General features: G+C 73.9%; 19 protein-coding genes. 8 read left to right on the top strand and 11 right to left on the bottom strand.

Going from position 1 to position 22,726, the window contains the following annotated elements; genetic code table 11:
* Window positions 1-11: 11 nt before the first annotated feature.
* The 5 genes from IE330_RS20625 to IE330_RS20645 are packed head-to-tail and all read right to left on the bottom strand — an operon-like array spanning window position 12 to window position 7,645.
* Window positions 12-1,013 (bottom strand): tellurite resistance/C4-dicarboxylate transporter family protein, encoded by a 1,002-nt coding sequence (locus IE330_RS20625; protein ID WP_190137554.1) that lies wholly within the window; start codon window positions 1,011-1,013, stop codon window positions 12-14.
* On the bottom strand, window positions 1,010-1,723 hold the full coding sequence (gene narI / locus IE330_RS20630) for a respiratory nitrate reductase subunit gamma (RefSeq protein ID WP_190137555.1): 714 nt from the start codon (window positions 1,721-1,723) through the stop codon (window positions 1,010-1,012). The genes IE330_RS20625 and narI overlap by 4 nt, the downstream gene beginning before the upstream one ends.
* Window positions 1,720-2,349, bottom strand: coding sequence for a nitrate reductase molybdenum cofactor assembly chaperone (gene narJ, locus IE330_RS20635; protein WP_190137556.1), 630 nt, complete (start codon window positions 2,347-2,349; stop codon window positions 1,720-1,722). The genes narI and narJ overlap by 4 nt, the downstream gene beginning before the upstream one ends.
* Entirely contained in the window at window positions 2,346-3,989 is a 1,644-nt protein-coding gene (gene narH / locus IE330_RS20640; RefSeq protein ID WP_190137557.1) for a nitrate reductase subunit beta, read from the bottom strand. The genes narJ and narH overlap by 4 nt, the downstream gene beginning before the upstream one ends.
* Window positions 3,989-7,645 carry a nitrate reductase subunit alpha gene (locus tag IE330_RS20645; RefSeq protein WP_190137558.1) on the bottom strand — a complete coding sequence of 1,219 codons (3,657 nt, stop codon included), beginning with the start codon at window positions 7,643-7,645 and terminating at the stop codon, window positions 3,989-3,991. The genes narH and IE330_RS20645 overlap by 1 nt, the downstream gene beginning before the upstream one ends.
* A gap of 719 nt (window positions 7,646-8,364) precedes the next feature.
* Here IE330_RS20645 and IE330_RS20650 point away from each other — a divergent pair.
* The gene (locus IE330_RS20650) at window positions 8,365-9,282 is read left to right on the top strand and encodes a glutaminase (protein ID WP_190137559.1); all 918 of its coding nucleotides are present in this window, start codon (window positions 8,365-8,367) and stop codon (window positions 9,280-9,282) included.
* Window positions 9,283-9,475: 193 nt separating this feature from the next.
* On the opposite strand, the gene IE330_RS20655 is transcribed toward IE330_RS20650, so the two are convergent.
* Both IE330_RS20655 and IE330_RS20660 read right to left on the bottom strand, forming a co-directional pair.
* Entirely contained in the window at window positions 9,476-9,904 is a 429-nt protein-coding gene (locus IE330_RS20655; RefSeq protein WP_190137560.1) for a hypothetical protein, read from the bottom strand.
* Window positions 9,905-9,941: 37 nt separating this feature from the next.
* Window positions 9,942-10,907 carry an LLM class F420-dependent oxidoreductase gene (locus IE330_RS20660; RefSeq protein ID WP_190137561.1) on the bottom strand — a complete coding sequence of 322 codons (966 nt, stop codon included), beginning with the start codon at window positions 10,905-10,907 and terminating at the stop codon, window positions 9,942-9,944.
* 144 nt (window positions 10,908-11,051) lie between these two features.
* Here IE330_RS20660 and IE330_RS20665 point away from each other — a divergent pair, with 144 nt between their 5' ends.
* The 4 genes from IE330_RS20665 to IE330_RS20680 all read left to right on the top strand — a co-directional run bounded on the left by IE330_RS20665 (window position 11,052) and on the right by IE330_RS20680 (window position 14,966).
* Window positions 11,052-12,179: a glutamate--cysteine ligase 2 gene (locus IE330_RS20665; RefSeq protein WP_190137562.1), complete on the top strand. Its 1,128-nt coding sequence runs from the start codon at window positions 11,052-11,054 to the stop codon at window positions 12,177-12,179.
* 308 nt (window positions 12,180-12,487) lie between these two features.
* Window positions 12,488-13,465, top strand: coding sequence for a sphingomyelin phosphodiesterase (sph, locus tag IE330_RS20670; protein ID WP_190137563.1), 978 nt, complete (start codon window positions 12,488-12,490; stop codon window positions 13,463-13,465).
* Between the two features lie 72 nt (window positions 13,466-13,537).
* Window positions 13,538-14,467 carry a LysR family transcriptional regulator gene (locus tag IE330_RS20675; RefSeq protein ID WP_190137564.1) on the top strand — a complete coding sequence of 310 codons (930 nt, stop codon included), beginning with the start codon at window positions 13,538-13,540 and terminating at the stop codon, window positions 14,465-14,467.
* A 61-nt stretch (window positions 14,468-14,528) separates the two neighbouring features.
* On the top strand, window positions 14,529-14,966 hold the full coding sequence (locus tag IE330_RS20680) for an SRPBCC family protein (RefSeq protein WP_190137565.1): 438 nt from the start codon (window positions 14,529-14,531) through the stop codon (window positions 14,964-14,966).
* A gap of 30 nt (window positions 14,967-14,996) precedes the next feature.
* On the opposite strand, the gene IE330_RS20685 is transcribed toward IE330_RS20680, so the two are convergent.
* The gene (locus IE330_RS20685; RefSeq protein ID WP_190137566.1) at window positions 14,997-15,740 is read right to left on the bottom strand and encodes a class I SAM-dependent DNA methyltransferase; all 744 of its coding nucleotides are present in this window, start codon (window positions 15,738-15,740) and stop codon (window positions 14,997-14,999) included.
* A 134-nt stretch (window positions 15,741-15,874) separates the two neighbouring features.
* On the opposite strand from IE330_RS20685, the gene IE330_RS20690 reads away from it, so the two are divergent.
* Complete coding sequence (locus tag IE330_RS20690; protein WP_190137567.1) at window positions 15,875-16,081, top strand: antitoxin; 207 nt, start codon at window positions 15,875-15,877, stop codon at window positions 16,079-16,081.
* A gap of 79 nt (window positions 16,082-16,160) precedes the next feature.
* Here the strand turns inward: IE330_RS20690 and IE330_RS20695 are convergent, their stop codons facing one another.
* On the bottom strand, window positions 16,161-17,399 hold the full coding sequence (locus IE330_RS20695) for an FAD-dependent monooxygenase (protein ID WP_373314697.1): 1,239 nt from the start codon (window positions 17,397-17,399) through the stop codon (window positions 16,161-16,163).
* Window positions 17,400-17,511: 112 nt separating this feature from the next.
* Here IE330_RS20695 and IE330_RS20700 point away from each other — a divergent pair, with 112 nt between their 5' ends.
* Window positions 17,512-18,240 carry an SIR2 family NAD-dependent protein deacylase gene (locus IE330_RS20700; protein ID WP_190137568.1) on the top strand — a complete coding sequence of 243 codons (729 nt, stop codon included), beginning with the start codon at window positions 17,512-17,514 and terminating at the stop codon, window positions 18,238-18,240.
* Window positions 18,241-18,301: 61 nt separating this feature from the next.
* Here IE330_RS20700 and IE330_RS20705 read toward each other — a convergent pair whose 3' ends face one another.
* Together IE330_RS20705 and IE330_RS20710 are read right to left on the bottom strand one after the other, a co-directional pair.
* Window positions 18,302-19,798 (bottom strand): cellulase family glycosylhydrolase, encoded by a 1,497-nt coding sequence (locus IE330_RS20705; protein WP_190137569.1) that lies wholly within the window; start codon window positions 19,796-19,798, stop codon window positions 18,302-18,304.
* 81 nt (window positions 19,799-19,879) lie between these two features.
* Window positions 19,880-21,148, bottom strand: coding sequence for a S41 family peptidase (locus IE330_RS20710; RefSeq protein WP_229925796.1), 1,269 nt, complete (start codon window positions 21,146-21,148; stop codon window positions 19,880-19,882).
* 587 nt (window positions 21,149-21,735) lie between these two features.
* Here IE330_RS20710 and IE330_RS20715 point away from each other — a divergent pair.
* Window positions 21,736-22,726: RNA polymerase sigma factor (locus tag IE330_RS20715; RefSeq protein WP_229925795.1), on the top strand; the 991-nt coding region annotated here is incomplete at its 3' end.

The following is a 22,726-nucleotide window of genomic DNA, read 5'->3' on the forward strand; positions in this document are numbered from 1 at the left end:
AGTGCGGCGCGTCACAGCCGGGCCGGGCGGTGCGACGCCAGCGCGAGGCCCTGCACCGTCAGCCACACCGTCGCCGCGCTCCAGGCGAGGGGGAGCGCGACGGCCGTGGGCGCGGGGTGGGTCACCGTGGCGGTGACGCGCAGGGTGGCGGTGGCGTACATGCCGACGGGGAAGACAACGCACCACAGGGCGGGCTCGTAGGACAGGGGCACGCGGTGGTGCAGGTGGCGCCAGCAGCCGGTGGCGAGCAGCGGCGGGATGAGCGTGCTCGCCCAGCTCCACAGGGTGACCACGGCGAGCGTCAGGGGGCCGTGCACTGCGTGGGGCCGGAAGCGGTCCTGGTCGAGGAGTTGGGTGCCCGCGAGGGTGCTGATGGCCGCGGCTCCCATCGTGATCCAGTACGCCGGGGTGCAGCGGTCGGCCTCGGGCGGGTGGCGTATTAGCCGCCGGGTGACCACGGCAAGGGTGAGGGCGTACAACAGGACGCCGCACCACCACAGGGCGAGGGCCGGCGCCAGGAACACGCGCCGGGGCGGCAGGGCGGTGAGGCACAGGACGAGCGACTGGAGGCCGACGGTGGCCAGGAACCAGGTGCCGTCGGCCTGCCGGGCGGCCGCCCGTGCGGTGGCACGCGGGAGGCGGGTGAGGGCGGTGGTCAGCGCCGTCCACACGGCGGCGGCCAGCGCGAGGAGGGCGTACGAGACGCCCCGCGCGGGCCCGTGGCCCAGGCGGGTGGCGAGGACGCCGGAGGCCGCGACGAAGGTGTAGTGCCCGAACAGGCGGGCCGGGTCGGTCAGTTCGGCCCGCAGATGGGCGCGGTGGCACAGGGCCTTGACGGCGCTCGCCGCGAGGAGGAGCGCGTAGGTGGCGCAGGCGAGGGCGAGGAGCAGCGCCGAGGCGGTACGGGCCCCGGCCTCGGCCAGGGCCCGCGAGACGATGCCGGTGGCCATGACCGGGGCGAAGCACGCCGGGGGCAGGGCCCGGCACCGGTCGCGGAGCGCCTGGCGGCTCACCGGCGCGCGGTGCCGTTCCGTACCGCGGGCCGGGCGCCGCGGGAGCGGTAGACGATGTAGGGGCGGGCCAGGTAGCCGAGCGGCGCGGTGAAGGCGTGGACGAGGCGGCTGAAGGGCCACAGCGCGAACAGGGCGAGGCCGAGCAGGACGTGGGCCTGGTACACGAAGGGGGCGGCGGACATGGCCGCTACGTCCGGGGCGAGGGCGAACAGGGAGCGGAACCACACGGAGACGCCGAGGCGGTAGTCGTAGTGGTGGGGTGGGACGGTGGTGGCGGTCGCGGCGAGCCCGGCCAGGAGCACCGCGGCGAGGACCGGGTAGACGGCGCGATCGCCGCGGCTGGTGGCGGCGCGCACGGCGGGCACGCGCAGCCGGCGGTGGAGCAGGACGGCGAGTCCGGCCAGCGTGGCGAGGCCCGCGGCGCCGCCGACGAGCAGCGCGTTGGCGTGGTACAGCCACTCGTGGACGTGGACGCGTTCGGTGACGGCCTCGGGGACGAGCAGGCCGATGACGTGTCCGACGACGACGAAGAGCAGGCCGTAGTGGAACAGGGGGCCGCCAATCCGCAGCAGCCGGTGTTCGTGGAGCTGACTGGAGCGGGTGGTGAAGCCGAACCGGTCGTAGCGGTAGCGCCACGCGGTGCCGGTGACCAGGACGGTGGCGACGAGGTAGGGCAGCACGCCCCACAGGGCGGTGTGCAGGTGGTTCACGGGGCGGTCGCCTCCTCGTGCGGGCTCGGCGCGGTGCGCCCGGGGAACGGCGGGAGCCCGACCGTCTCGGTGGGCGGGCCGGTGCGGGCCAGGCGCATGGCCGCCGCGCGGTCGGCGGGCGAGGTGCCGGGCAGGGTGGCGCAGACGGCTTCGAGGACGTCGGCGTAGGGGCTGCGGTGGTCGCGCAGGGCGAGGCGCAGGAGCTCCAGGGCGGCGCGGTGCTCCTGCAGGGCGGTGCGGCCCGGGCCGGGGCAGCGGGCGGCGAACTCCAGGGCCAGGGGGAGGAAGTCGGGCAGTTCGTCGGCGGGCGGCTGCCAGCCGTGGGCGCGGTAGAGGTGCTGCCAGCGCAGCAGGGACCGGCCGCGGCGGCGGGTGTCGCCGTCGGTGTAGTAGGTCAGGTGCAGGGTGCGGCGGCGGCTGCGGTCGAAGGTGGCGACGTAGCGGGCGGACAGGGTGAGGGCGGGCGTGCCGGTGACGGTGGCGCAGAACCGGCGCAGGGGCGCGGCGTGGGGGCTCGGCGCGCGGGTGAGGGCGTCGGTGACGGCCCGCAGCCGCCGCGGCCAGTCGTCGTCGGGGTGGCGCAGGAGCAGGGACGCCGCTTGGTGGAGCAGGGCGGTGGTGTTCATGTGGTGTGTCCGTCGCGGCGGGGGAAGAGGCCCGCGGGGCGGCCTCGTCCGTTCCAGTTGAGGAGGTTGACGCGGCCGCGCAGGGACGTCCCCGCGGCCGTGGGCTCGGATTCGGACTCGGACTCGGACTCGGACAGCGGGGCGTGGAAGGCGCCGGCGTCGTACATGCCGGGGCCGTGGTCGTGGTCGAGGCTGCACCCGTCGGGTTCGTCACCGATGGCGGTGGTGTGGTAGCCGGTGGGGATGACGTAGCGCTCGTCGTACTTGGCGAGGGCGAGCAGCCGGTACATGGCTTCGATGTCGGTGGTGTCCATGCCGACGGCGCGGGCGACGGCCGGGTCCCGCTCCTCGCCGAGGTTGACGCGCCGCATGTGGGTGCGCATCGCGGCGAGGCGGCACAGGGCGGCCTCGACGGGTGCCGGATCGCCAGCGGTGAAGAGCCCGGCGAGGTAGTCCAGGGGGATGCGCAGGGAGTCGATGGCGGCGAAGAGCGTGGCGGGGTCCTCGCCGTCGTGGCCGGTGGCGGTGAGGGACTCCACGACCGGTGACAGCGGCGGGACGTACCAGACCATGGGCAGGGTGCGGTACTCCGGGTGCAGTGGCAGGGCCACCCGGTAGCGGCTGATCAGCGCGTGCACCGGGGAGCGGCGGGCGGCGGTGATCCAGTCGTGCGGGATGCCGGCCGCCTCGGCCGCGGCCACGACGCCGGGGTCGGCCGGGTCGAGAAAGCAGTCGAGCTGCGCCTGGTAGAGGTCCTTCTCGTCCGGGGTGGCGGCGGCCTCGCCCGCCTTGTCGGCGTCGTACAGGATCACGCCGAGGTAGCGCAGGCGGCCGACGCAGGTCTCGGAGCAGACGGTGGGCTGCCCGGCCTCGATGCGCGGGTAGCACAGGGTGCACTTCTCGGCCTTGCCGGTGGTGTGGTTGAAGTAGACCTTCTTGTACGGGCAGCCGGTGACGCACATGCGCCAGCCGCGGCAGCGGTCCTGGTCGACGAGGATGATGCCGTCCTCGATGCGCTTGTACAGCGCGCCGGAGGGGCACACGGCGACGCAGGACGGGTTGAGGCAGTGCTCACAGATGCGCGGCAGGTAGAACATGAACGCCTGCTCGTACTCCAGGCGCACCTGGTCGTTCATCTTCTTGAGGACGGGGTCGCCCGCGAGGTGCCGGGGGCCGCCGCCGAGGTCGTCGTCCCAGTTGGGACCCCAGGTGACCGCGGTGGAGCGGCCGTCGACCTGGGAGCGGGGCACCGCCGTGGGCACGTCGTCGCCGAGGGGCGCGCTGATGAGGTTCTCGTAGTCGTACGTCCAGGGCTCGTAGTAGTCGTCGAGCGCGGGCAGTTCGGGGTTGGCGAAGAGCCGGGCCAGGCGGCGGGCGCGGCCGCCGCTGCGCGGGACGAGGCGGCCGTGCTTGAGCTGCCAGCCGCCCTTCCAGCGGTCCTGGTCCTCGTAGGCGCGGGGGTAGCCCTGGCCGGGGCGGGTCTCGACGTTGTTGAACCAGGCGTACTCGGTGCCCGAGCGGTTGGTCCAGGTCTGTTTGCAGGTGACCGAGCAGGTGTGGCAGCCGATGCACTTGTCGAGGTTCATGACCATCGCGACCTGTGCCATGCACCGTCCGATGGAGCCGTTGCCGCGGGGCATCAGTACGTGACCTCCTGGGAGCGGCGGCGGATGACGGTGACCGCGTCGCGCTGGTTGCCGGTGGGGCCGTAGTAGTTGGGGGCGAAGGAGAGCTGGGCGTGGCCGCCGATGAGGTGGGTGGGTTTGACGAGCAGCCGGGTCAGGGCGTTGTGGACGCCGCCGCGCCGCCCGGTCCGCTCCGACTTGGGGACGTTCACCAGGCGTTCCTGCACGTGGTACATGAACACCGTGCCGGGCGGCATGCGGTGGGAGACGACGGCGCGGGCGACGACCACGCCGTTGGGGTTGACGGCCTCGATCCAGTCGTTGTCCGCCACGCCGATCGTCTCGGCGTCGGGCACGCTGATCCAGATGACGGGTCCGCCGCGGGCGAGGGTCTGCATGAGCAGGTTCTCCTGGTACTCGGAGTGGATGGACCACTTCGAGTGCGGGGTCAGGTAGCGCACGGTGACCGAGGCGCCGTCGGCGTCGGCGGACGGCGCCTCGCCGAGGACGGCCAGGTCCAGGGGCGGGCGGTAGACGGGCAGTTGTTCGCCGAACTCGGCGATCCAGGGGTGGTCGAGGTAGAAGTGCTGGCGGCCGGTGAAGGTGTGCCAGGGCTTGCGGTGCTCGGTGTTGACGGTGAAGGGCGCGTAGCGGCGGTCGGGGGCCTCCTTGCCGGACCACTCGAAGCTCGCGCCGACCTGGACGGGGCGGGCCTGGGTGTCGGAGAAGACGATGCGGCGCTCGGCGACCGAGGCGGCGAGGTCCCCCAGGCCGCTGTCGCCCCCGCAGCGCTCGGCGAGCCGGCGCAGTCCCTCCGCGGCGACGCGGCCGTTGGTGGTGCCGGACAGGGCGAGGATGGCTTCGCACAGCTTGACGTCGGTGTCGAGCAGGGGGCGGCCGCGGGCCGGTCCTTCGGCGGCGGTGCCGCAGCGGTCCTTCAGCCAGCGGCTCTCGGCGGTGGTGCGCACGGTGACGCCCTTGACCTGCATGCCCTGTTCGTCGGGGAGCGGGCCGAGCGCGGCGAGCCGGTCGGCGAGGGCTCGGTAGTCGCGCTCGACGACGGCGTACCGCGGCCCGGTGGGTCCCGGTGGCGGTGCCTCGTCCGGGGTGTCGTGCTGGAGGGCGGTGGCGACCAGGTCGTACGCCACGTCGAGGCGGCCGCGGGCGAGGCGGGACACCTCGGCGGCGAGGCCGTGGAAGATCTCGAAGTCGGTGCGGGCCTGCCAGGGCGGGTCGATGGCCGGGGAGAAGGCGTGCACGTAGGGGTGCATGTCGGTGGAGGACAGGTCGTGCTTCTCGTACCAGGTCGCCGCGGGCAGGACGAGGTCGGCGAAGAGCGTGGTGGAGGTCATGCGGAAGTCGAGGGCGAGCAGCAGGTCGAGCTTGCCGCGCGGTGCCTGGTCGCGCCAGGTGACGTCCCGGGGCCTCTCGCCGGGCGGGGTCTCCTCGGCGGTGGCGTTGTCGGCGGTGCCCAGCAGGTGCCGCAGGAAGAACTCGTTGCCCTTGGCGGAGGAGCCGATCAGTTTGGCCCGCCACACGGTGAGCACACGGGGCCAGTTGGCGGGGTCGTCGGGGTCCTCGACGGCGTGGGGCAGGCGGCCCGCGGCCTGTTCGGCGGCCACCCAGGCGGTGGGGTCGGCCGCCTCGTCGCGGATGCGCCGCCCGAGGGTCAGCGGGTTGGCGCCGAAGGTGGGGTAGGCGGGCATCCAGCCCCGCCGGGCCGCGTGGGCGACGAGGTCCGCGGTGTGCATCCCGCTGAGGGCGCCACGCGCGGTGGGCGAGGCCAGGGCGTCGGCGGTGGTGCGGTCGTAGCGCCACTGGTCGGTGTGCGTGTACCAGTACGGCGTGCCGGCCATCTGCCGGGAGGGGCGTGCCCAGTCGGCGCCGGTGGCGAGCTGCTGCCAGCCGGCGTAGGGGCGGACCTTCTCCTGGCCGACGTAGTGCGCCCAGCCGCCGCCGTTGACGCCCTGGCAGCCGGTGAGCAGCAGCAGGGTGAGGAAGGAGCGGTAGATGGTGTCGGAGTGGAACCAGTGGTTGGTGCCGGCCCCCATCACGATCATGCAGCGGCCCTGGGTCTGCTCGGCGGTGCGGGCGAACTCCCGGGCGGCGCGCACCGCCGCCCGGGCGGGTACCGAGGTGATGGCCTCCTGCCAGGCGGGGGTGCAGGGCGTGGCGGCGTCCTCGTAGGGGACGGGTTCGCCGAGGCCCGTGCGGGCCACCCCGTACTGGGCGAGGAGCAGGTCGAAGACGGTGGTGACCAGGCGGTCGCCGACGCGTGTGGTGGGGACCGTGCGCCGGAGGGTCCCGCCCGGCTCGTCGAAGCGGGGCAGCGTGACGGGCGCGGTCGCCGTGCCCGGGTGGCCGTGCAGGCTCAGCAGGGGGTCGAGGTCGCCGAGGTCCAGGTTCCAGCGGCCGGCGCCGCCCTTGCTCCACCGGTCCCCCAGGGTGCCGTTGGGGACGACCGTTTCGCCGGTGACGGCGTCGACGAAGACCGGCATCCACCGCCGTGTCTCCGGCTGCGCGTCGCGGGCCAGGCCGGCGTCCGCGGCGGTGACAAAGGCGCCCGGGGTGTACGTGCCCCCGTCCCGCGCCTCCAGTGTGACCAGGAAGGGCAGGTCGGTGAAGCGTTTGACGTAGTCGGTGAAGTACGGCACCTGCCGGTCGGCGAAGCACTCGCGCAGGATCACGTGGCCCATGGCCTGGGCGAGCGCGCCGTCGGTGCCGGGGTGCGGGTGCAGCCACTCGTCGGCGAACTTGGTGGAGTCCGCGTAGTCCGGGGAGACCACCACGACCTTCTGACCGCGATAGCGGGCCTCGGCCATCCAGTGGGCGTCCGGGGTCCGCGTCACCGGCACGTTCGAGCCCCACAGCATCAGATAGGCGGCGTCCCACCAGTCGCCGGACTCCGGTACGTCGGTCTGGTCGCCGAAGACCTGCGGAGAGGCCACCGGCAGGTCCGCGTACCAGTCGTAGAAGGACAGCATGGGCGCACCGATCAGCGCGTGGAAGCGGGCGCCGACGGCGTGCGAGGCCATGGACATCGCCGGGATGGGCGAGAACCCGGCGATCCGGTCGGGCCCGTGGGCGCCGAGGGTGTGGACGTAGGCCGCCGCGGCGATCTCCAGCGCCTCCTGCCAGCCGATGCGCACCAGGCCGCCGCGGCCGCGCGCCGACTGGTAGCGGCGCCGCGTCTCCGGGTCCCCGGTGATCTCCGCCCAGGCCGCGACCGGGTCGCCCAGGCGCTGCTTGGCGGCGCGGTACAGCTCCACCAGGACGCCGCGTGCGAGGGGGTAGCGGATGCGCGTGGGCGAGTAGGTGTACCAGGAGAAGGCCGCCCCGCGCGGACAGCCGCGGGGCTCGTAGTCCGGCCGGTCGGGACCGGTCGAGGGGTAGTCGGTGGCCTGGGTCTCCCAGGTGATCAGCCCGTCCTTGACGTACACCTGCCAGGAGCATGAGCCCGTGCAGTTCACGCCGTGGGTGGAGCGCACGACCTTGTCGTGGGCCCAGCGGTCCCGGTACGGCTGGTCGTTGACCGCCTCCCGGGTCCGGAAGACCGCGCGGCCCTCCGGTGTCGTGGGCGCGTGCTGGAGTAATCGGCCCATCTCGAGCAGTCGTTCCGCGGCGTCCGCCACGGCCCGCCGCGCCTGCGCCCTACCGCGTAGCCTGCCCATGCCCGGGCTCCCCTCGCGCGTCGCGGTGCCCGCCGTGCCGCACCGGCCACGCGGGCACGCACCTCGTCGATCGGAGGTCAGAGTGCCTCTGCTCCGGCCCTGGTACAGACCTGTTTTCGGCCAGTTGGGTGTACCTAGAACTTACTTTACTTCCACTTTGCAATGGTCGCCGGATTCTTTGCCCGGGCTCTACTTCCCGTGCGTGGCCATGCGTTTGACCTGCCAGCGAGCGAGAAACCCTCCAGCGCATTGCGGAAGCGAAGAGAGAGGGTGCGCTATGCGGACGTGGCACCCCGCTGACGCCGCCGACCGGGGTGACGGGTCCGAGCGTCATACGAGGCGACACGCCCACGGGGAGCCACCTCCGCAGGTCGGCCTTCAACTCTGCCCACCGCTGCCCACCCTTGGGGGAAGGGTTGCCTTAGAGGCAATTCCGGCGCCCCTTTCCGCGCCGGGACAAGGGGGTGGTCATAGACGCACGGCATATCCACGGCGACGACCTCGCCCACCAGGGGAAACTCCGCTTTGCGTCGTGCGACGTCCCGGAGGGGCGGTGCTCCCGCAAACCGTGCCGCCTGACGAAAGGCGTCGTGGGTGCCGCCCTGCTCGGAGGACGCGGCGGGCGGCCCGACGGGACCACGGGACCCAAGATCACGGCGAGGTATTAAGGTACTGCGGACGCCTCACCGCATTACCGTACGAACACGGAGCAAGCCCACGTGCCCCCCTCCCTCCAGCCCGTCCTGGACCGCATCGCCGCCGAGGTCCAGGCTCTGCCGGGCCGCGGCCGGCCGGCCGACTACATCCCGGCGCTGGCGTCGGCGGACCCGCTGCGGTTCGGGATGGCCGTGGCCGAACTCGACGGCACGGTGTACGGCGTCGGGGACTGGCAGCACCCCTTCTCCACCCAGTCCATCACCAAGGTCTTCACCCTCGCCCTCGACCTCTCCCTGGAGGGCGAGCTGCTGTGGGAGCACGTGGGGCGCGAACCGTCGGGCAACCCGTTCAACTCCCTGGTGCAGCTCGAGTACGAGCACGGCATCCCCCGCAACCCGTTCATCAACGCCGGGGCGCTCGTCGTCACCGACCGTCTGCACGCCCTGACCGGTGACGCGGCCGGAACGCTGCGGGACTTCCTGCGGGCCGAGTCCGGCAACCAGGACCTCACCTTCGACGAGAACGTCGCCGCCAGCGAGACCGCGCACGGCGACCGCAACGCCGCCCTGGCCCATTTCATGGCGTCGTACGGCAACATCGCCAACCCGGTGCCCGCGCTCCTGGAGCAGTACTTCCGCCAGTGCTCCGTCGAGGCGTCCTGCGCGGACCTGGCGCTGGCCGCGGGGTTCCTGGCCCGCCACGGCATACGGGCCGACGGCTCGACCCTGCTCAGCCGCAGCCAGGCCAAGCAGGTCAACGCCGTCATGCTGACCTGCGGCACCTACGACGCCGCAGGGGACTTCGCCTACCGCGTGGGCCTGCCCGGCAAGAGCGGCGTGGGCGGTGGCATCATCGCGGTCGTGCCCGGGCGCTGCACCCTGTGCGTGTGGAGCCCGGGGCTCGACCAGCGGGGCAACTCCGTGGCGGGCGTCGCGGCCCTCGACCGCTTCACCACGCTCACGGGGATGTCGGTGTTCTGAGGTGCTGACGCGCTCGCGTGCTGACGTATCGACGTACTGACGAGTCGACGTACTGGCGAGTCGACGTACTGGCGTACTGACGAGTCGACGTACTGACGTGCTGACGCGGGCGTGCCCGGCGCCCGGCGCGGCACCGCCGTGCCGGGGCGGGCGCTTCGCGCGTCGGGGCCGGGCCGTCGCCGGTCGGCGCCGGTCAGCCGGGGCCGGGGCGTCCGCGGTCGGCGCCCGTCAGCCGTAGCTGGACCTCCACCTCCTGGTCGCCGGAGGCCTTGCCCTGCACCGACACGTCGAAGGCCGACTCCAGGGTCGCGCGGACGTGCCCGACGGCCTGCGGTCCGCCCTGCAGATCGGCGGTCACGGGGCCCGAGAGCAGGACGCCGGAGACGGAGTCCGGGGTGCGCGAGGCGCGGAAGGCGCCGGTCCACACCGCGGGACGGCGCTCCGCCTCGGTCTCGTCGGTCTGGTGCGGCGCGTCGCCGCCGCGGTCGGAGTCGAAGTGCTCGCGCAGCACGCCGAAGACCGCGTCCGCGTCGGCGGGCGAGCACTCGCCGAGCACCACCTGGACCAGGTCCGGGGACGGGGACTCGGCGTCGCCGGGCACGGTGTCCTGTGTGTCGTTCATGTTGTCCTCCCAGAGGTCGCGAGGGGCCGGCCGGTCGTCACAGTTCGCGCAGGGCGGGCAGGAGCTCGCGCTCGGCCCAGTCGATGAACGGCATCTGGTGGTCGCCGCCGACCTGGACGAGGGCGATCTCCGTGAAGCCCGCCTCGGCGTAGGGACGCACGGCCTCGACGAAGTCGTCCACGTTGTCGCCGCACGGGATCTGCTGCGCCACGTCCTCCCGCGTGACGAACTGCGTGGCACCGGCGAACCCGGACGGCCCCGGCAGCTCGGAGTTGACCGGCCAGCCGCCGGCGAACCAGCGGAACTGGTCGTGGGCGCGGGCGACCGCCGCGTCCTTGTCGGTGTCGTAGCAGACCGGAAGCTGGCCCACCCGGGGCTTGCCGCGGCCGCCGTGCCGGTCGAAGGCCTCCAGCAGCTCCGCCTTGGGCTCGGTGGCGATGACCAGGTCGGCGAGGCGGCCCGCGAGCGCGCAGGAGCGTCCGCCGGAGACGGCCACCCCGACGGGCGGCGGCTCGTCGGGCAGGTCCCACAGCCGGGCGTTCGCCACGTCGAAGTGGGTGCCCTGGTGGTTGACGTTGTCCCCCTTGAAGAGCGCGCGGATGATCTGGACCGCTTCCTCCAGCATCTCGATGCGGACCTGCGGCGACGGCCAGCCGGCGCCGACCACGTGCTCGTTCAGGTTCTCGCCGCTGCCGAGGCCGAGCCGGAAGCGCCCCTCGGAGAGCAACTGCATCGTGGCGGCCTTCTGGGCCACCACCGCGGGGTGGTAGCGGACCGTCGGACAGGTCACGTACGTCATCAGGGGGATCCGCGAGGTCGCCTGCGCGGCGGCGCCGAGGACGCCCCACGCGTAGGGCGCGTGCCCCTGGGACTCGAGCCACGGGAAGTAGTGGTCGGAGGTCACCGAGAAGTCGAAGCCGGCGCGCTCCGCGGCCACCACATGCTCGACGAGGGAAAGGGGACCCGCCTGCTCGGTCATCATCGTGTAGCCGATTTGCACCATAGGGTACGCATTTGCCTTCCTGCGGGGACTCAAACGTGTGACGGTAAGCACGGGCCGGAACGGCTGTACCCGCCATGTCGGGGTACCGGGTACCCCCGGGGCGCCACACTCCCCGGAAAAGACAGCCCAGAAAGGCGGCATCACGTGCGTACCGTTGGCGTTGAGGAAGAACTGCTCCTGCTCGACCATGCGAGTGGTGAGCCCAAGGCGCTGGCCACCGCCGTCGTGGCACGGGCCGCCAGGGACTCCGCCCAGAGCCCGGGATCCGACGGCGACGGCGGGCAGGACGCCGAGGACGAGACGTTCGAGAAGGAGCTGCACGCCCACCAGATCGAGTTCGCCACGCAGCCCCAGTCCGACATGGGCAGACTCGCCGCCGAGATCGTCCGGTGGCGCGCGGAGGCGGCCCGGCACGCGGGCGACCTGGGCGCCTCGGTGGCCGCCCTCGCCACCTCGCCGCTGCCCGCGAGCCCCTCGGTCAACGTGGGCGGGCGCTACCAGTGGATGGAGGAGCAGTTCGGCCTCACCACCCAGGAGCAGCTCACCTGCGGCTGCCACGTCCACGTCTCGGTCGAGTCCGACGAGGAGGGCGTGGCGGTCGTGGACCGGATCCGGCCCTGGCTCGCCGTCCTGGTCGCGCTGAGCGCCAACTCCCCGTTCTGGCAGGGCAAGGACAGCCAGTACGCCAGCTACCGCAGCCGGGTGTGGGGGCGCTGGCCCATGGCGGGCCCCACCGAGGTGTTCGGCTCCGCCGAGCGGTACGAGCAGCAGGTCAGCGACATGGTGTCCACCGGGGTGCTGCACGACCGGGGCATGGTCTACTTCGACGCCCGGCTCTCCCACCGCTACCCCACCGTCGAGATCCGCGTCGCGGACGTCTGCCTGGACGCCTCCACGACCGTCCTCATCGCGACGCTCGCGCGGGCGCTGGTCGAGACGGCCGCGCGGGAGTGGCGCGCGGGCCGGCCCCCGGTCGGCCACGGTGTCAGCCTGCTGCGGCTCGCCGCCTGGCGGGCCGCGCGCTCCGGCCTCGACGACGTCCTCCTGCACCCGCTGACGATGCGGCCCACGCCGAGCGACGAGGTGGTGCACGCCCTGCTCGACCACGTGTCCGAGGCCCTGGAGGACAGCGGCGACCTGGCGGCGGCGCGCGAGCAGACGGCGCGGCTGCTGAAGCAGGGCACGGGGGCCCGTTTCCAGCGGGACCTGCTGGAGAAGACGGGCAGCCTGAGCGCGGTCGTCGCGGAGTGCGTCCGCCGCACCCAGGCCTGAGGGCCTGAGGGCCTGAGGGCCCCCGCCTCCCGAGACGCCGTACGGGGCCGACGCCGTACGGGGCCGGGAGGCGGGGGCGCGAGAGGTGCCTGGTGGCGGGGCGGCGGGCAGGGCGGCTCAGCGGGGACCCCGCCGCGTGGGGCGGGGTGAGCCGTGCGGCGGCACGCGCAGGGGTGGCGGACCGCGGCGCCCCGCTCACCGCATGATCACCTCCGGGTCAACGGGACGTCATCCGCGGCGTCTTGGATGACGGGCGCCGGTGCGTCCCACCGGCCCGTCCCCGCCCCGCCCCCACAGGGAGAACCCCCGTGTCCCACTCCACGCCGCGTGCCCGTCTGGGCGTCTGTGCCGCCGTGGCCCTCGCCACGACGGCCGCGCTGACCGCGACGGCCCCGAGCGCGACGGCCGCCGACGCGCCCCGCCTGAAGGTGCTCTCGTACAACGCGTTCTTGTTCAGCAAGAGCCTTTACCCGAACTGGGGGCAGGACCACCGCGCCAAGGCGATACCCGCCGCCGGCTTCTTCCGCGGCAACGACGTCGTCGTGCTCCAGGAGGCGTTCGACAACTCCTCCTCCGAGGCCCTCCGGAAGAACGCCGCCTCCCTCTACCCGCACCAGACGCCGGTGCTGGGCCGCGGCACGTCCGGGTGGGACGCCACCGGCGGCGCCTACTCCGCGCTGACCCCGGAGGACGGCGGCGTCGCGGTCCTGAGCAAGTGGCCCGTCGTGCGCAAGGAGCAGTACGTCTACAAGGACGCCTGCGGCTCCGACTCCTACTCCAACAAGGGGTTCGTGTACGCCGTCCTCGACGTCAGGGGCACCAGGGTGCACGTGGTGGGTACGCACGCCCAGTCCACCGACCCGGGCTGCGCGGCGGGCGAGGCCGCGGCGACGCGCGCGCGGCAGTTCAAGGAGCTCGACGCGTTCCTGGACGCCAAGCGCATCCCGGCGTCCGAGCAGGTCCTCGTGGCGGGCGACCTCAACGTGGACCGGCACAGCGGCGAGTACGCCTCGATGCTCGCCGACGCGGGGCTCGCCGCTCCCGACGCCCGGACCGGGCACCCGTACTCCTTCGACACGCGGGACAACTCGATCGCCGCCGAGCGCTACCCCGACGACCCCCGCGAGGACCTCGACCACGTCCTGCACCGCGCGGGGCACGTCCGCCCCGCGTCCTGGACGAACGAGGTCATCAAGGAGCGCAGCGCCCCCTGGACGGTGTCGAGCTGGGGCAAGGAGTACACGTACACCAATCTCTCGGACCACTACCCGGTGGTGGGCGGCTGACGGCACCACCCTCCGGGGCCCGGGCCCCGCTCCCCCGCCACAACGGGCGGTTGTGCGGCTAGGGTCTCCGGTGTGGACCTCAACGCCGTACGCACCTTCGTCGCCGTCGCGGAGTCCGGGCAGTTCCAAAAGGCCGCCGCCGACCTGTCGCTCACGCAGCAGGCGGTCTCCAAGCGCGTCGCCGCGCTGGAGGACGACCTCGGGGTGCGGCTCTTCGCCCGCACCCCGCGCGGGGCCCGGCTCACCATCGACGGGCAGGCGTTCCTGCCGCACGCCCGGGCGCTGCTCCTGGCCGAGGAGCGCGCGGCGGCTTCCGTGCGCCCGGGCCGGCGGGCCCTGCGCGTCGACGTGGTCGGCCGGCGCGCCGCGACCGCGGGCCTGGTGCGTGACTTCCACCGCGCGCACCCGGACGTCGAGCTGGACGTCGTCACGCTGTACGGCGCCGACGCGGCCGTGGAGGCGCTCGCGGCGGGCACCATCGACGCGTCGTTCCGCGCCGTGACGATGCCCGGGCGGCAGCTCCCGGAGGACATCAGGGCGCTGCCCGTCCTGGACGAGCCGCTGCGGCTGTTCACCGGGCCCGGCCATCCGTTCGCCGCCGCCGAGGCGATCGCGCTCGCCGATCTTGCCGGGCACCGCATCTGGATGCCGAGCAACGCGCCGGGCACGGAGTGGGCCGCGTACTACGACGCGCTCGCCGCGGCCTTCGGCCTGAGCATCGACACCATCGGGCCGGACTTCGGCGTCGAGGCCCTGCTCGACACGATCGCGGACTCCGCGACCCTCGCGACGTTCCTCAGCGAACGCACGCCCCTCGTCTGGCCCGTCGGCCACGACATGCGGCTCATCCCGCTGCGCGACCCCACGCCGGTGTACCCGCACTGCCTGCTGTGGCACGCCGACAACCCGCACCCGGCCCTGGCCGCGCTGCGCGACCACCTCGCACCGGCACGGCCCGGGGAGCGGGGTGCCGGCACCTGGCGGCCGGAGTGGGCACGCTGACGTGCCGGGCCCGGCCGGTCCCCGGGGGCCGGGGCGCGGCCCGGCGGCCTACGATCGAGCCATGGCGCGCTTCCGCATCGTCCGTACGACGCCCCTCGGCCCCGACGAGGCGTGGCGGCGGCTGACGGACTGGGAGCGGCACGGCCGCACCATCCCCCTGACCACGGTCACGGTCCGGCGCGCCGCCCCGCGCGGCCGGGGCGATGTGGTGACGGCGCGTACGGGGCTCGGGCCGCTGGCCTTCGACGACCCGATGGAGGTCGTGGCCTGGCGGGCGCCGGACGGTGGCCGCGGATCGTGCCGCCTGGCCAAGCGCGGTGCGGTCGTCCTCGGGTGGGCCGAGATCGAGGTGGGACCGGCGGCCGGCGGGGGCACGCACGTGGTGTGGCGGGAGGAGCTGCGGGTGCGGTGGCTGCCGCGCCCGCTCGACCCGCTGGTGGGGCGGGCGGCGGCGTGGCTGTTCGGACGGACGGTCGACAGGCTCCTGGCCGGGCGGTGAGAGCCCGCGGCGGAACCGCCGCCGGTTCGGTCAGGCGTCCGTCTTCTCCCACACCGAGACGTGCCGGGTGCTCTCGCTCGTGAACGGCGCCCGGTTCCAGTCCTGCCAGCGGTCGCGCAGCCGAAGTCCGGCGAGGCGCGCCATCAGGTCCAGTTCCGCGGGCCACACGTACCGGAACGGGATGGAGCGGTGCTCGGCGCGGCCGTCGGTGAGGGTGACGTAGTGCGAGCTCATCGCCTGCGTGGCCACGTCGTAGGTGTCGAACGCCCACCCCGTGGCGCTGATGTGGAACGGCACCGCGCTCTGGCCGGGCGGCAGCCGGCGCAGGTCGGGCACGCCGACCTCGACGGCGAAGGTGCCACCGGGGCGCAGATGGGCGGCGGCGTTGCGGAAGCAGGCGACCTGGGCGTCCTGGGTGGTGAGGTTGTTGATGGTGTTGAAGACGAGGTAGACGACGGCGTACGTGCCCGCGACGCGGGTGGTGGCGAAGTCGCCGATGGTCACGCCGATGCCGTCGCCGCCCGGCTTCTCCCGCAGCCGGGCCGTCATGGCGCGGGACAGGTCGATGCCGTGCACCGGGACGCCGCACCGGGCCAGCGGCAGCGCGACGCGTCCCGTGCCGATGCCGAACTCCAGGGCGGGCCCGTCACCCGCGAGCTCCGCCAGGACGTCGACCGCGGGGTCCAGCACGTCCGGCCGGAACATGTCCGCCGCTGACACGTCGTATGTCGCGGCGACGTCCTCCGCGAAGAATCCGTCTTCCTCAGGGGGCATGCCCGGACGGTAACGGGCGGGGCGGGGGCGCCGCACGGGATTTTCCGGCGCACGGACTCCCCGGCGCACGGGATGCGGATCGGGCGGGGCGCGGTGAACCTGGAGTCAGGGGCGACACAGCGAGGAGACAGCCCATGTCTGTGATGGACAAGCTCAAGCAGATGCTGAAGGGCCACGAGGACAAGGCCGGCCAGGGCATCGACAAGGCGGGTGACTTCGTCGACCAGAAGACACAGGGGAAGTACAGCGGCCAGGTCGACACCGCGCAGGACAAGCTGCGGCAGCAGTTCGGCTCGGACAGGGAGCAGGGCAAGGGCCAGGACAGCCCCCCGCAGGCCTGAACGGCGCCCGGGCGGTCCGGGCCTGACCCCGGCCCGGACCGCCACCGGCCCCGCGCACGCGGGCCTCGGCGGCGCGGCGCTAGTCGCCGCCCGGCAGGGTCCGCGTGTGCGCGCTCCGGGCGAGCTTCGGGCCCAGCCAGCGCTTGAACTGGCGCAACACCTTCACCTGGCCGGCGACCTTGTCCAGGCCGTAGTAGAGCTGGGGCGGGACGTAGGGCAGCAGCGGCGAGTGGCGCTGGCCGAGGAGGGCGAACATGCGGTGCGGGGGCAGGTCGATGTAGCGGGGCAGGTTCTCGTACCACTGGGCGCTGTAGCGGGCCGCGCTCTGCGTCGACAGCAGGGCGGTCTTGCGTTCGTCCTGGTAGGCGGCGAGGGCGCGCGGGAGCTCGGTGTGGCGGCGCAGGGCGGTGGCGAGGGCGATGGCGTCCTCCAGGGCGAGGGTGGTGCCCGCCCCGATCGAGTAGTGCGTGGTGTGCGCGGCGTCGCCGAGGAGGACGACGTTGTCGCGGTACCAGTGGTGGTTGGTGAGGGTCTGGAAGGTCAGCCACGGGGATCTGCCGTCGGCCGTGGGGCGGCCCATGAGGGGGTGCCCGTCCAGGACGTGGGCGAAGAGCTTCTCCAGCAGCGTGAGGCCCTCGGCGTCGTCGGCGCGGTCGAGGCCGAGCCCGGTCCACGTCCCGGGGGCGCACTCGATGACACAGGTGCTGCCCTCGGGGCCGTAACCGTAGCCGTAGCACCAGATCCAGCCGTGCTCGGTCTTCACGAAGGCGAAGGTGAACGCGTCGAAGACCTTGGTGGTGCCGAGCCAGATGTAGCGGTTGCGCCCCGCGGCGACGCGGGTGCCGTGGTGGTCGGCGCGCGCGCCGCGCAGGGCGCTGTGCAGACCGTCGCCCGCGACCACCAGGTCGGCGTCGAGGGGCAGGTCGGCGGCGGTGATCTCGCGGCCGAACTCCAGCCGGACGCCGAGCTCCCGCGCCCGTGCGGCGAGGAGTTCGAGGAGCCGGTGGCGGCCGATGCCGAAGCCCTCGTCGCCGCGGTGCCGCGCCGTCATGTCCCCGACGTGGGCGACGCCGTCGCGCCAGCGGACGGAGTGCTCCTCGACGGCGCGCGCGGACTCGGGGTCGTGTGCCCGGAGCTTGTCGAGCAGTCCCCGCCAGTACGTGACGCCCCAGCCGTAGGTGCACCCCTCCGGGTTGCGCTCGTACACGGTGACATCGGCGGCCGGGTCCTGCCGCTTCACCAGGATGGACAGATACAGTCCGGCGGGCCCACCGCCGACGCAGGCGACCTTCACGTACACCTCTGCAAGTTTGCTCATGATGACGGAGTGACCACAGAGAGTAGCAGGAGGGCGGGCAAATGTGACTAATGACCACGGGTGGGACGGCCGTTCGGACGGTGCGCCGGGGCCGGCGTCTAGGCTCGGTGGCATGAGCCAGCCCCTCGTCGCCCTGCTCAGCGGAGCCGGGATCTCCACGGACTCCGGCATACCCGACTACCGCGGGCCGAACGGCCTGTGGCGGCGGGATCCGGAGGCCGAGAAGCTCGTGACGTACGAGTACTACATGAACGATCCGGAGATCCGGCGCCGGTCGTGGCGGATGCGGCGGGAGAACCGCGCGCTGCACGCGCGTCCCAACGCGGCCCACCACGCGGTGGTCGACCTGGAGCGCTCCGGGGTGCCGGTGCGGGTGATCACGCAGAACGTGGACGGGCTGCACCAGGCGGCCGGGATGCCGGAGCGCAAGGTGCTCGAACTGCACGGCTCCGCGCGGTCGGTGGTGTGCACGGCGTGTCACGCGCGGGGGCCGATGGAGGAGGCGCTCGCCCGGGTCGACGCGGGCGAGGCGGACCCGCCGTGCACGGCCTGCGGCGGCATCCTGAAGTCCGCGACGGTGATGTTCGGCGAGAGCCTCGACCCGGCGGTGCTCGGTGACGCCGTGGCGATCACGAAGGCGTGCGACGTGTTCGTCGCGGTCGGCACCAGCCTCCAGGTGCAGCCCGCGGCGGGCCTCGCGGGCATGGCCGCCGACTACGGGGCGCGCCTCGTCATCGTCAACGCCGAGCCGACCCCGTACGACGACCGGGCCGACGAGGTGGTGCGCGAGCCGATCGGGACGGCGCTGCCCGCGCTGCTGCGGGGGCTGGCGGCGGCCTGAGAGCGCCGCGGGGGCACCGCCCGGTCCCCACCCCGCCCCGGCCCGGTGCCCGGTGCCGCGCTCAGGGACGGCGTCCCGGGCCCGGTGTCACCCGCACCTCCACCACCGTCCGGCGCTCCGCCCGCACCCGCACGCGGCTCGCCTCCCCCGGCGGGACGCCGTCCGCGTCGGCGCCCGCGCCGCGCCCGGAGATCTCGACGCGCCAGCCCCGGGCCGTCGGCGGCAGGGACAGCTCCGTGGTGCCGGGACGGCCCGTGGCCCGGTACGTGAGGCGGTACGTGCCGGTGACCGGGTCGTAGGCGTCGTGGCGTACGGCTCCGGCGACGGCGGGCGCGTAGGGCGTGGCCGTGCGCTCCTTCGGCGGGCGGAAGCGGCCCTCGCGGTCGAGCGCGCAGTAGCCGCCGCCGTAGCACCACACGTAGCCCGCCCAGCCGGAGGAGTAGCGGTTCAGCGAGGCGAGGGCGTCGTCGTAGAAGCGGGGCATGTTCGGCAGGCCGCTGTTCAGGGGGCCCCACTCCCCCACCACGACGGGCAGGCCGTACCGGCGCGGGTAGGCGGTGACGGCCCGCTCGTACGCCTCGATCCAGCCCGCCGCCGGGTCGTAGTCGGCGCCCGCCTCCATCGCGGTGTTGTAGAAGTGCGGCGCGTACACGACCCGCTCGTCGTCGACGCGGCCGAGGCCGGTGGGGACGCCTTCGCCGACGATCGGGGTCGGCTCGACGAACAGCCAGGTGGAGCGGTCCCGGCTGCGGACGGCCTCGGCGAGGCGCCGGTACAGGGGTGTGAGCTGGGTGGCCTCGATGCGGCGGGCGGCGGTGGCCAGGTCCTCGCCGGGGCGCAGCTCGCCCATCGGCTCGTTGATCAGGTCGTAGCCGAGCACCGCGGGGTGGCCGCCGAAGCGGTCGGCGAGCAGGCGCCACATGCGGGCCTGCGCGGCCCGCAGGTCCTTGTCCTCGTAGAGGTGGGTGAAGGCACGCTGGACGGCGGGCTCGAAGTACTCGGCGAACCAGTCGTCGGGGTGCGGGGTGAAGGGCAGGCCGTCGGTGCGCGTCGCCCACCGGGGAATCCCGCGGTGGCCGAAGGCCGGGCCGAAGACGTCCTGGTGGGCGTCCAGCACGACGTGGATCCCGTGCCGGTGCGCCCAGTCGAGGACGCGCCGGATCTTGCGCAGGTACGAGGTGCTGTAGTGGCCGCGCCGGGGCTCCAGGTCGTCCCAGAAGACCAGCAGGCGGGCGAAGTTGAAGCCCTGGGCGCGCAGGTCCTTGAAGTGGCGTTCGGTGATCGCGCTGAGCGCCTCGTCACCCTGGTGGACCTTGTCCTCGACGTTCCAGCCGCGCAGGGTGAGGGCGCGGCCGCGGCGGTCGGTGAGGCGCGGGATGCCGGTGGCGGACGGGGCGGGCGCGGTGCGAGCCGTGGCGGGTCCGGCGTCCGTCACCGGCCTGCCCCGCGCCTGCGTGTCCGTGGGCCGGGCCTCGGCCGTGGGGGTGAGCGCGCCGCACAGGAGGGCGGCGGCGAGGAGCACGGCGGGGGCGAGGCGGTGCGCGCGGCGCGGGGCCATGGGCGGACCTCCGGTGGTCGACAGGGACGCCGTGGGTGTCCAGCGTGGTCCGCGCCATCCAACCCGCCGCCTGACGAACCATCAAGAGGCGTGCGGCGGACGGCTGTCCGGCGCGGCGGCGCGCAGCACGCGCCTGGCCCGGTCGAACGCGGAGTCGCGGTTCCGGGCGAACTCCTCGTCGGTGAAGACCGGTTCGCTCAGGTGGGGCGGGATGCCGGTGCCGTCGAAGGTGCGGCCCGCGCGGGTGAGGAACTCCTCGTTCGGCAGCCACACGGACATGCCGTTGGGCAGGTCGCGGGCCAGGACGTCGGAGAAGACTCCTTGTGTCGGCTGTCCTACGCGTACGGTCCTGCCCGGGCGGTCCATCAGGGCCTGGGTGAAGGTCTCCCCCGCGCTGACCGTGGAGCCACCGGTCAGGAGCGCGATCGGCCCGGTGTAGCGGGGCGCGTCGGCGGGGCGGACACGGAGGGGCTCGGGGCGGGTGTGCCGGGTGGGGTCGGCGGGGTCGTTGCGGGCGCGCTTGGCGTACGCGACGTAGGGCGTCTCGGTGAGGCGCTCGGCGATGCGCAGGCCCAGGGCGTCGGAGCCGCCGCCGTTGACGCGCAGGTCGATGATCAGGCCCCGCAGGCGCCGGACGCGGTCCTTGGTGAGGACGGTGTCGAGCACCCGGTCGAGCTCGGCCCGGTGCGCGGCGAACGGGCCGTCGGGCACGTAGCCGGCGAAGCCGGAGATCCGCAGGTAGCCCTGGCCGCCGGGCAGGTCGGCGTAGGTGATCCGGCCCTGGGCGAAGTCCTGACGGTGGGTGGCGTCCTTCAGGTCGCGCCGTTCGACGAACTCCTTGACCTTGGTGTCCAGTTCCTGTGAGGGCATGACGGTGCCCGGGCGCACCCGGGCGAAGACGCGGTCGCCGTCCCGCACGGCGACGTGGGCGTCGTACAGGGGCTCCACCATCTCGCTGAAGACGGCGAAGAGTTCGTCCCGTGTGGTGTCCCGGTGCACCCGGGGCCGGCACCGGTCCCGTACGGCGTCCCAGTCGATGCCCTTGGCCGCGAAGAACGGGTAGTTCTCGGCGAAGGACTGCCAGAAGACGTCGAAGGCGGCCCGCGGACCCTTGGGCGCGGGGCGCGCGCACGCGGCGGGCAGCGCCGGGACGCGCCGCAGTGCGCGGTGGCCCACACTGCTGTCGGCGCTCATGGACGCGTGGTCCTTGTCCTGCCGGGTACGGACGGTCAGGACGGTGCCGTCGGGCGTGGTGTAGCGGCCGGGGCCCGTACGCCGGGCGGTGTCGCCCTTGAGACAGCTCACGGAGGTGGTCTGGTACTCGCGCAGGGTGCCGTCGTGGAGCGACAGGACGGTGCCGTAGCCGTCGGTGCGCCAGAAACCGTCGGCGACCGGCTGCTCCTCGGCCCTGTCCGTCCGTCCCTCGGCCCTGTCCGTCCGTCCCTCTGTCGTGTCCGTGCGTCCTTCGGCCGTGTCCGGCTGCCCCGCGGCCGCGGCGGGGTGCCTCTCCGCGGTGGGCCGCTGCCGGTCGCCGGTGCTCGGGGCGGCTGCCGCCGCTCCCGCGGCGAGGGCCAGGACGACTGCGGTGGCGGTGGCGGTGGCGGTGGCAGGGGCGAGGCGCACGGTCAGGCCTTCCGGTCGGTGGGGCGATCGCTGTGCGCACCACGTTTCCGGACGCGGTACGGGGACTGCCATCCGGCTGCCCGGTGGGCCGGGGGTGGGGGTGGCCCCCGCCGGGAGGGGGCCACCGGCCGGTGCGGGCTGGAGCAAGAGCCGGGGCGGGGCCGGGGCTGGAGCCGGAAGGGAGGGCGTGCGGCCGACGTGAGTCAGATCTCAAAGTGATCCGCGCTGTTTCTGTTATCCGCCCCCGCCCCGCAGGATCTCCAAGGCAGTGGGCGTACCCAGCACCACGTACCGATCAGGACAGGAGATGTGTCGTGCAGCACGATCAGTGGGAGCCGCAGCAAGGGGACGGCGCCGGGCTGACGGCTCTGGTCGTCGCGGGCCGCGCCGGGGACCCGCGGGCCCAGGACCGGCTGGTGGCCGCCTGTCTGCCGCTCGTGTACAACATCGTCGGCCGGGCCCTGCGCGGCCACGCCGACGTCGACGACCTGGTGCAGGACATCATGGTGCGGATGCTGCGCGGGCTGCCCGGCCTGCGCGACCCGGCCTCGTTCCGCTCCTGGCTCGTCGCCGTCACGATGAACGAGACCCGGCGCCACCAGCGGTCGGCGCCCGTCGCCGGCAGTCTGCAGGACGCGTACGACGTCCCGGCCCCGGGCGGGGACTTCACGGACGTCACGATCCTCAGGCTCGGCCTGTCCGGGGAGCGCAAGGAGGTCGCGCAGGCCACCCGCTGGATGGACGACGACCACCGGGAGCTGCTCGCGCTGTGGTGGCTGGAAGCCGCCGGTGAGCTGTCCCGCGACGAGGTGGCCCGGGCGCTGGAGCTGACCCCGGAGCACACCGCTGTGCGCGTGCAGCGCATGAAGGCCCAGCTCGAGGCGGCGCGGGTCGTCGTCCGCGCGCTCGCCGCCGAGCCGCGCTGCCCCGAGCTGGCCGCCCTGACCGCGCCCTGGGACGGGGCGCCGTCCGCGCTGTGGCGCAAGCGGCTCGTCCGGCACACCCGGGACTGCGCGGCCTGCTCGGGCCTCGGCGCACGCCTGACGCCCGCGGAGGGGCTGCTCGCCGGGATCGCGCTGGTGCCGCCGCTGCTGGCCATGGGGGCGGGGCAGTTCCCGGGCGCCGGGGCCGAGGCCGGTTTCGGGTCGGCGGCCGGGCCCGGCGACCTGACGGCCACGGCGTACGCGCCGCACGGCGAGCCCGCCACGCAGGCGCTGCCCGCGTACGGCCAGGCCTCCTCCGGCGGCGGCACGGGCGCGCTGGCCGCGGCCCCCGGCGACGGCGCCGACCAGGTGACGGCGATCT

Origin of the sequence: Streptomyces longispororuber, from assembly GCF_014656095.1 — a bacterium.
GTDB lineage: Bacteria > Actinomycetota > Actinomycetes > Streptomycetales > Streptomycetaceae > Streptomyces > Streptomyces longispororuber.

Coding starts and splice junctions, on each gene's coding strand:
- narJ (WP_190137556.1), bottom strand. CDS start 2,349: ATGAACACCACCGCCCTGCTCCACCAAGCGGCGTCCCTGCTCCTGCGC.
- narH (WP_190137557.1), bottom strand. CDS start 3,989: ATGCCCCGCGGCAACGGCTCCATCGGACGGTGCATGGCACAGGTCGCG.
- IE330_RS20645 (WP_190137558.1), bottom strand. CDS start 7,645: ATGGGCAGGCTACGCGGTAGGGCGCAGGCGCGGCGGGCCGTGGCGGAC.
- IE330_RS20655 (WP_190137560.1), bottom strand. CDS start 9,904: ATGAACGACACACAGGACACCGTGCCCGGCGACGCCGAGTCCCCGTCC.
- IE330_RS20660 (WP_190137561.1), bottom strand. CDS start 10,907: ATGGTGCAAATCGGCTACACGATGATGACCGAGCAGGCGGGTCCCCTT.
- IE330_RS20680 (WP_190137565.1), top strand. CDS start 14,529: ATGGCGCGCTTCCGCATCGTCCGTACGACGCCCCTCGGCCCCGACGAG.
- IE330_RS20685 (WP_190137566.1), bottom strand. CDS start 15,740: ATGCCCCCTGAGGAAGACGGATTCTTCGCGGAGGACGTCGCCGCGACA.
- IE330_RS20690 (WP_190137567.1), top strand. CDS start 15,875: ATGTCTGTGATGGACAAGCTCAAGCAGATGCTGAAGGGCCACGAGGAC.
- IE330_RS20695 (WP_373314697.1), bottom strand. CDS start 17,399: ATGAGCAAACTTGCAGAGGTGTACGTGAAGGTCGCCTGCGTCGGCGGT.
- IE330_RS20700 (WP_190137568.1), top strand. CDS start 17,512: ATGAGCCAGCCCCTCGTCGCCCTGCTCAGCGGAGCCGGGATCTCCACG.
- IE330_RS20705 (WP_190137569.1), bottom strand. CDS start 19,798: ATGGCCCCGCGCCGCGCGCACCGCCTCGCCCCCGCCGTGCTCCTCGCC.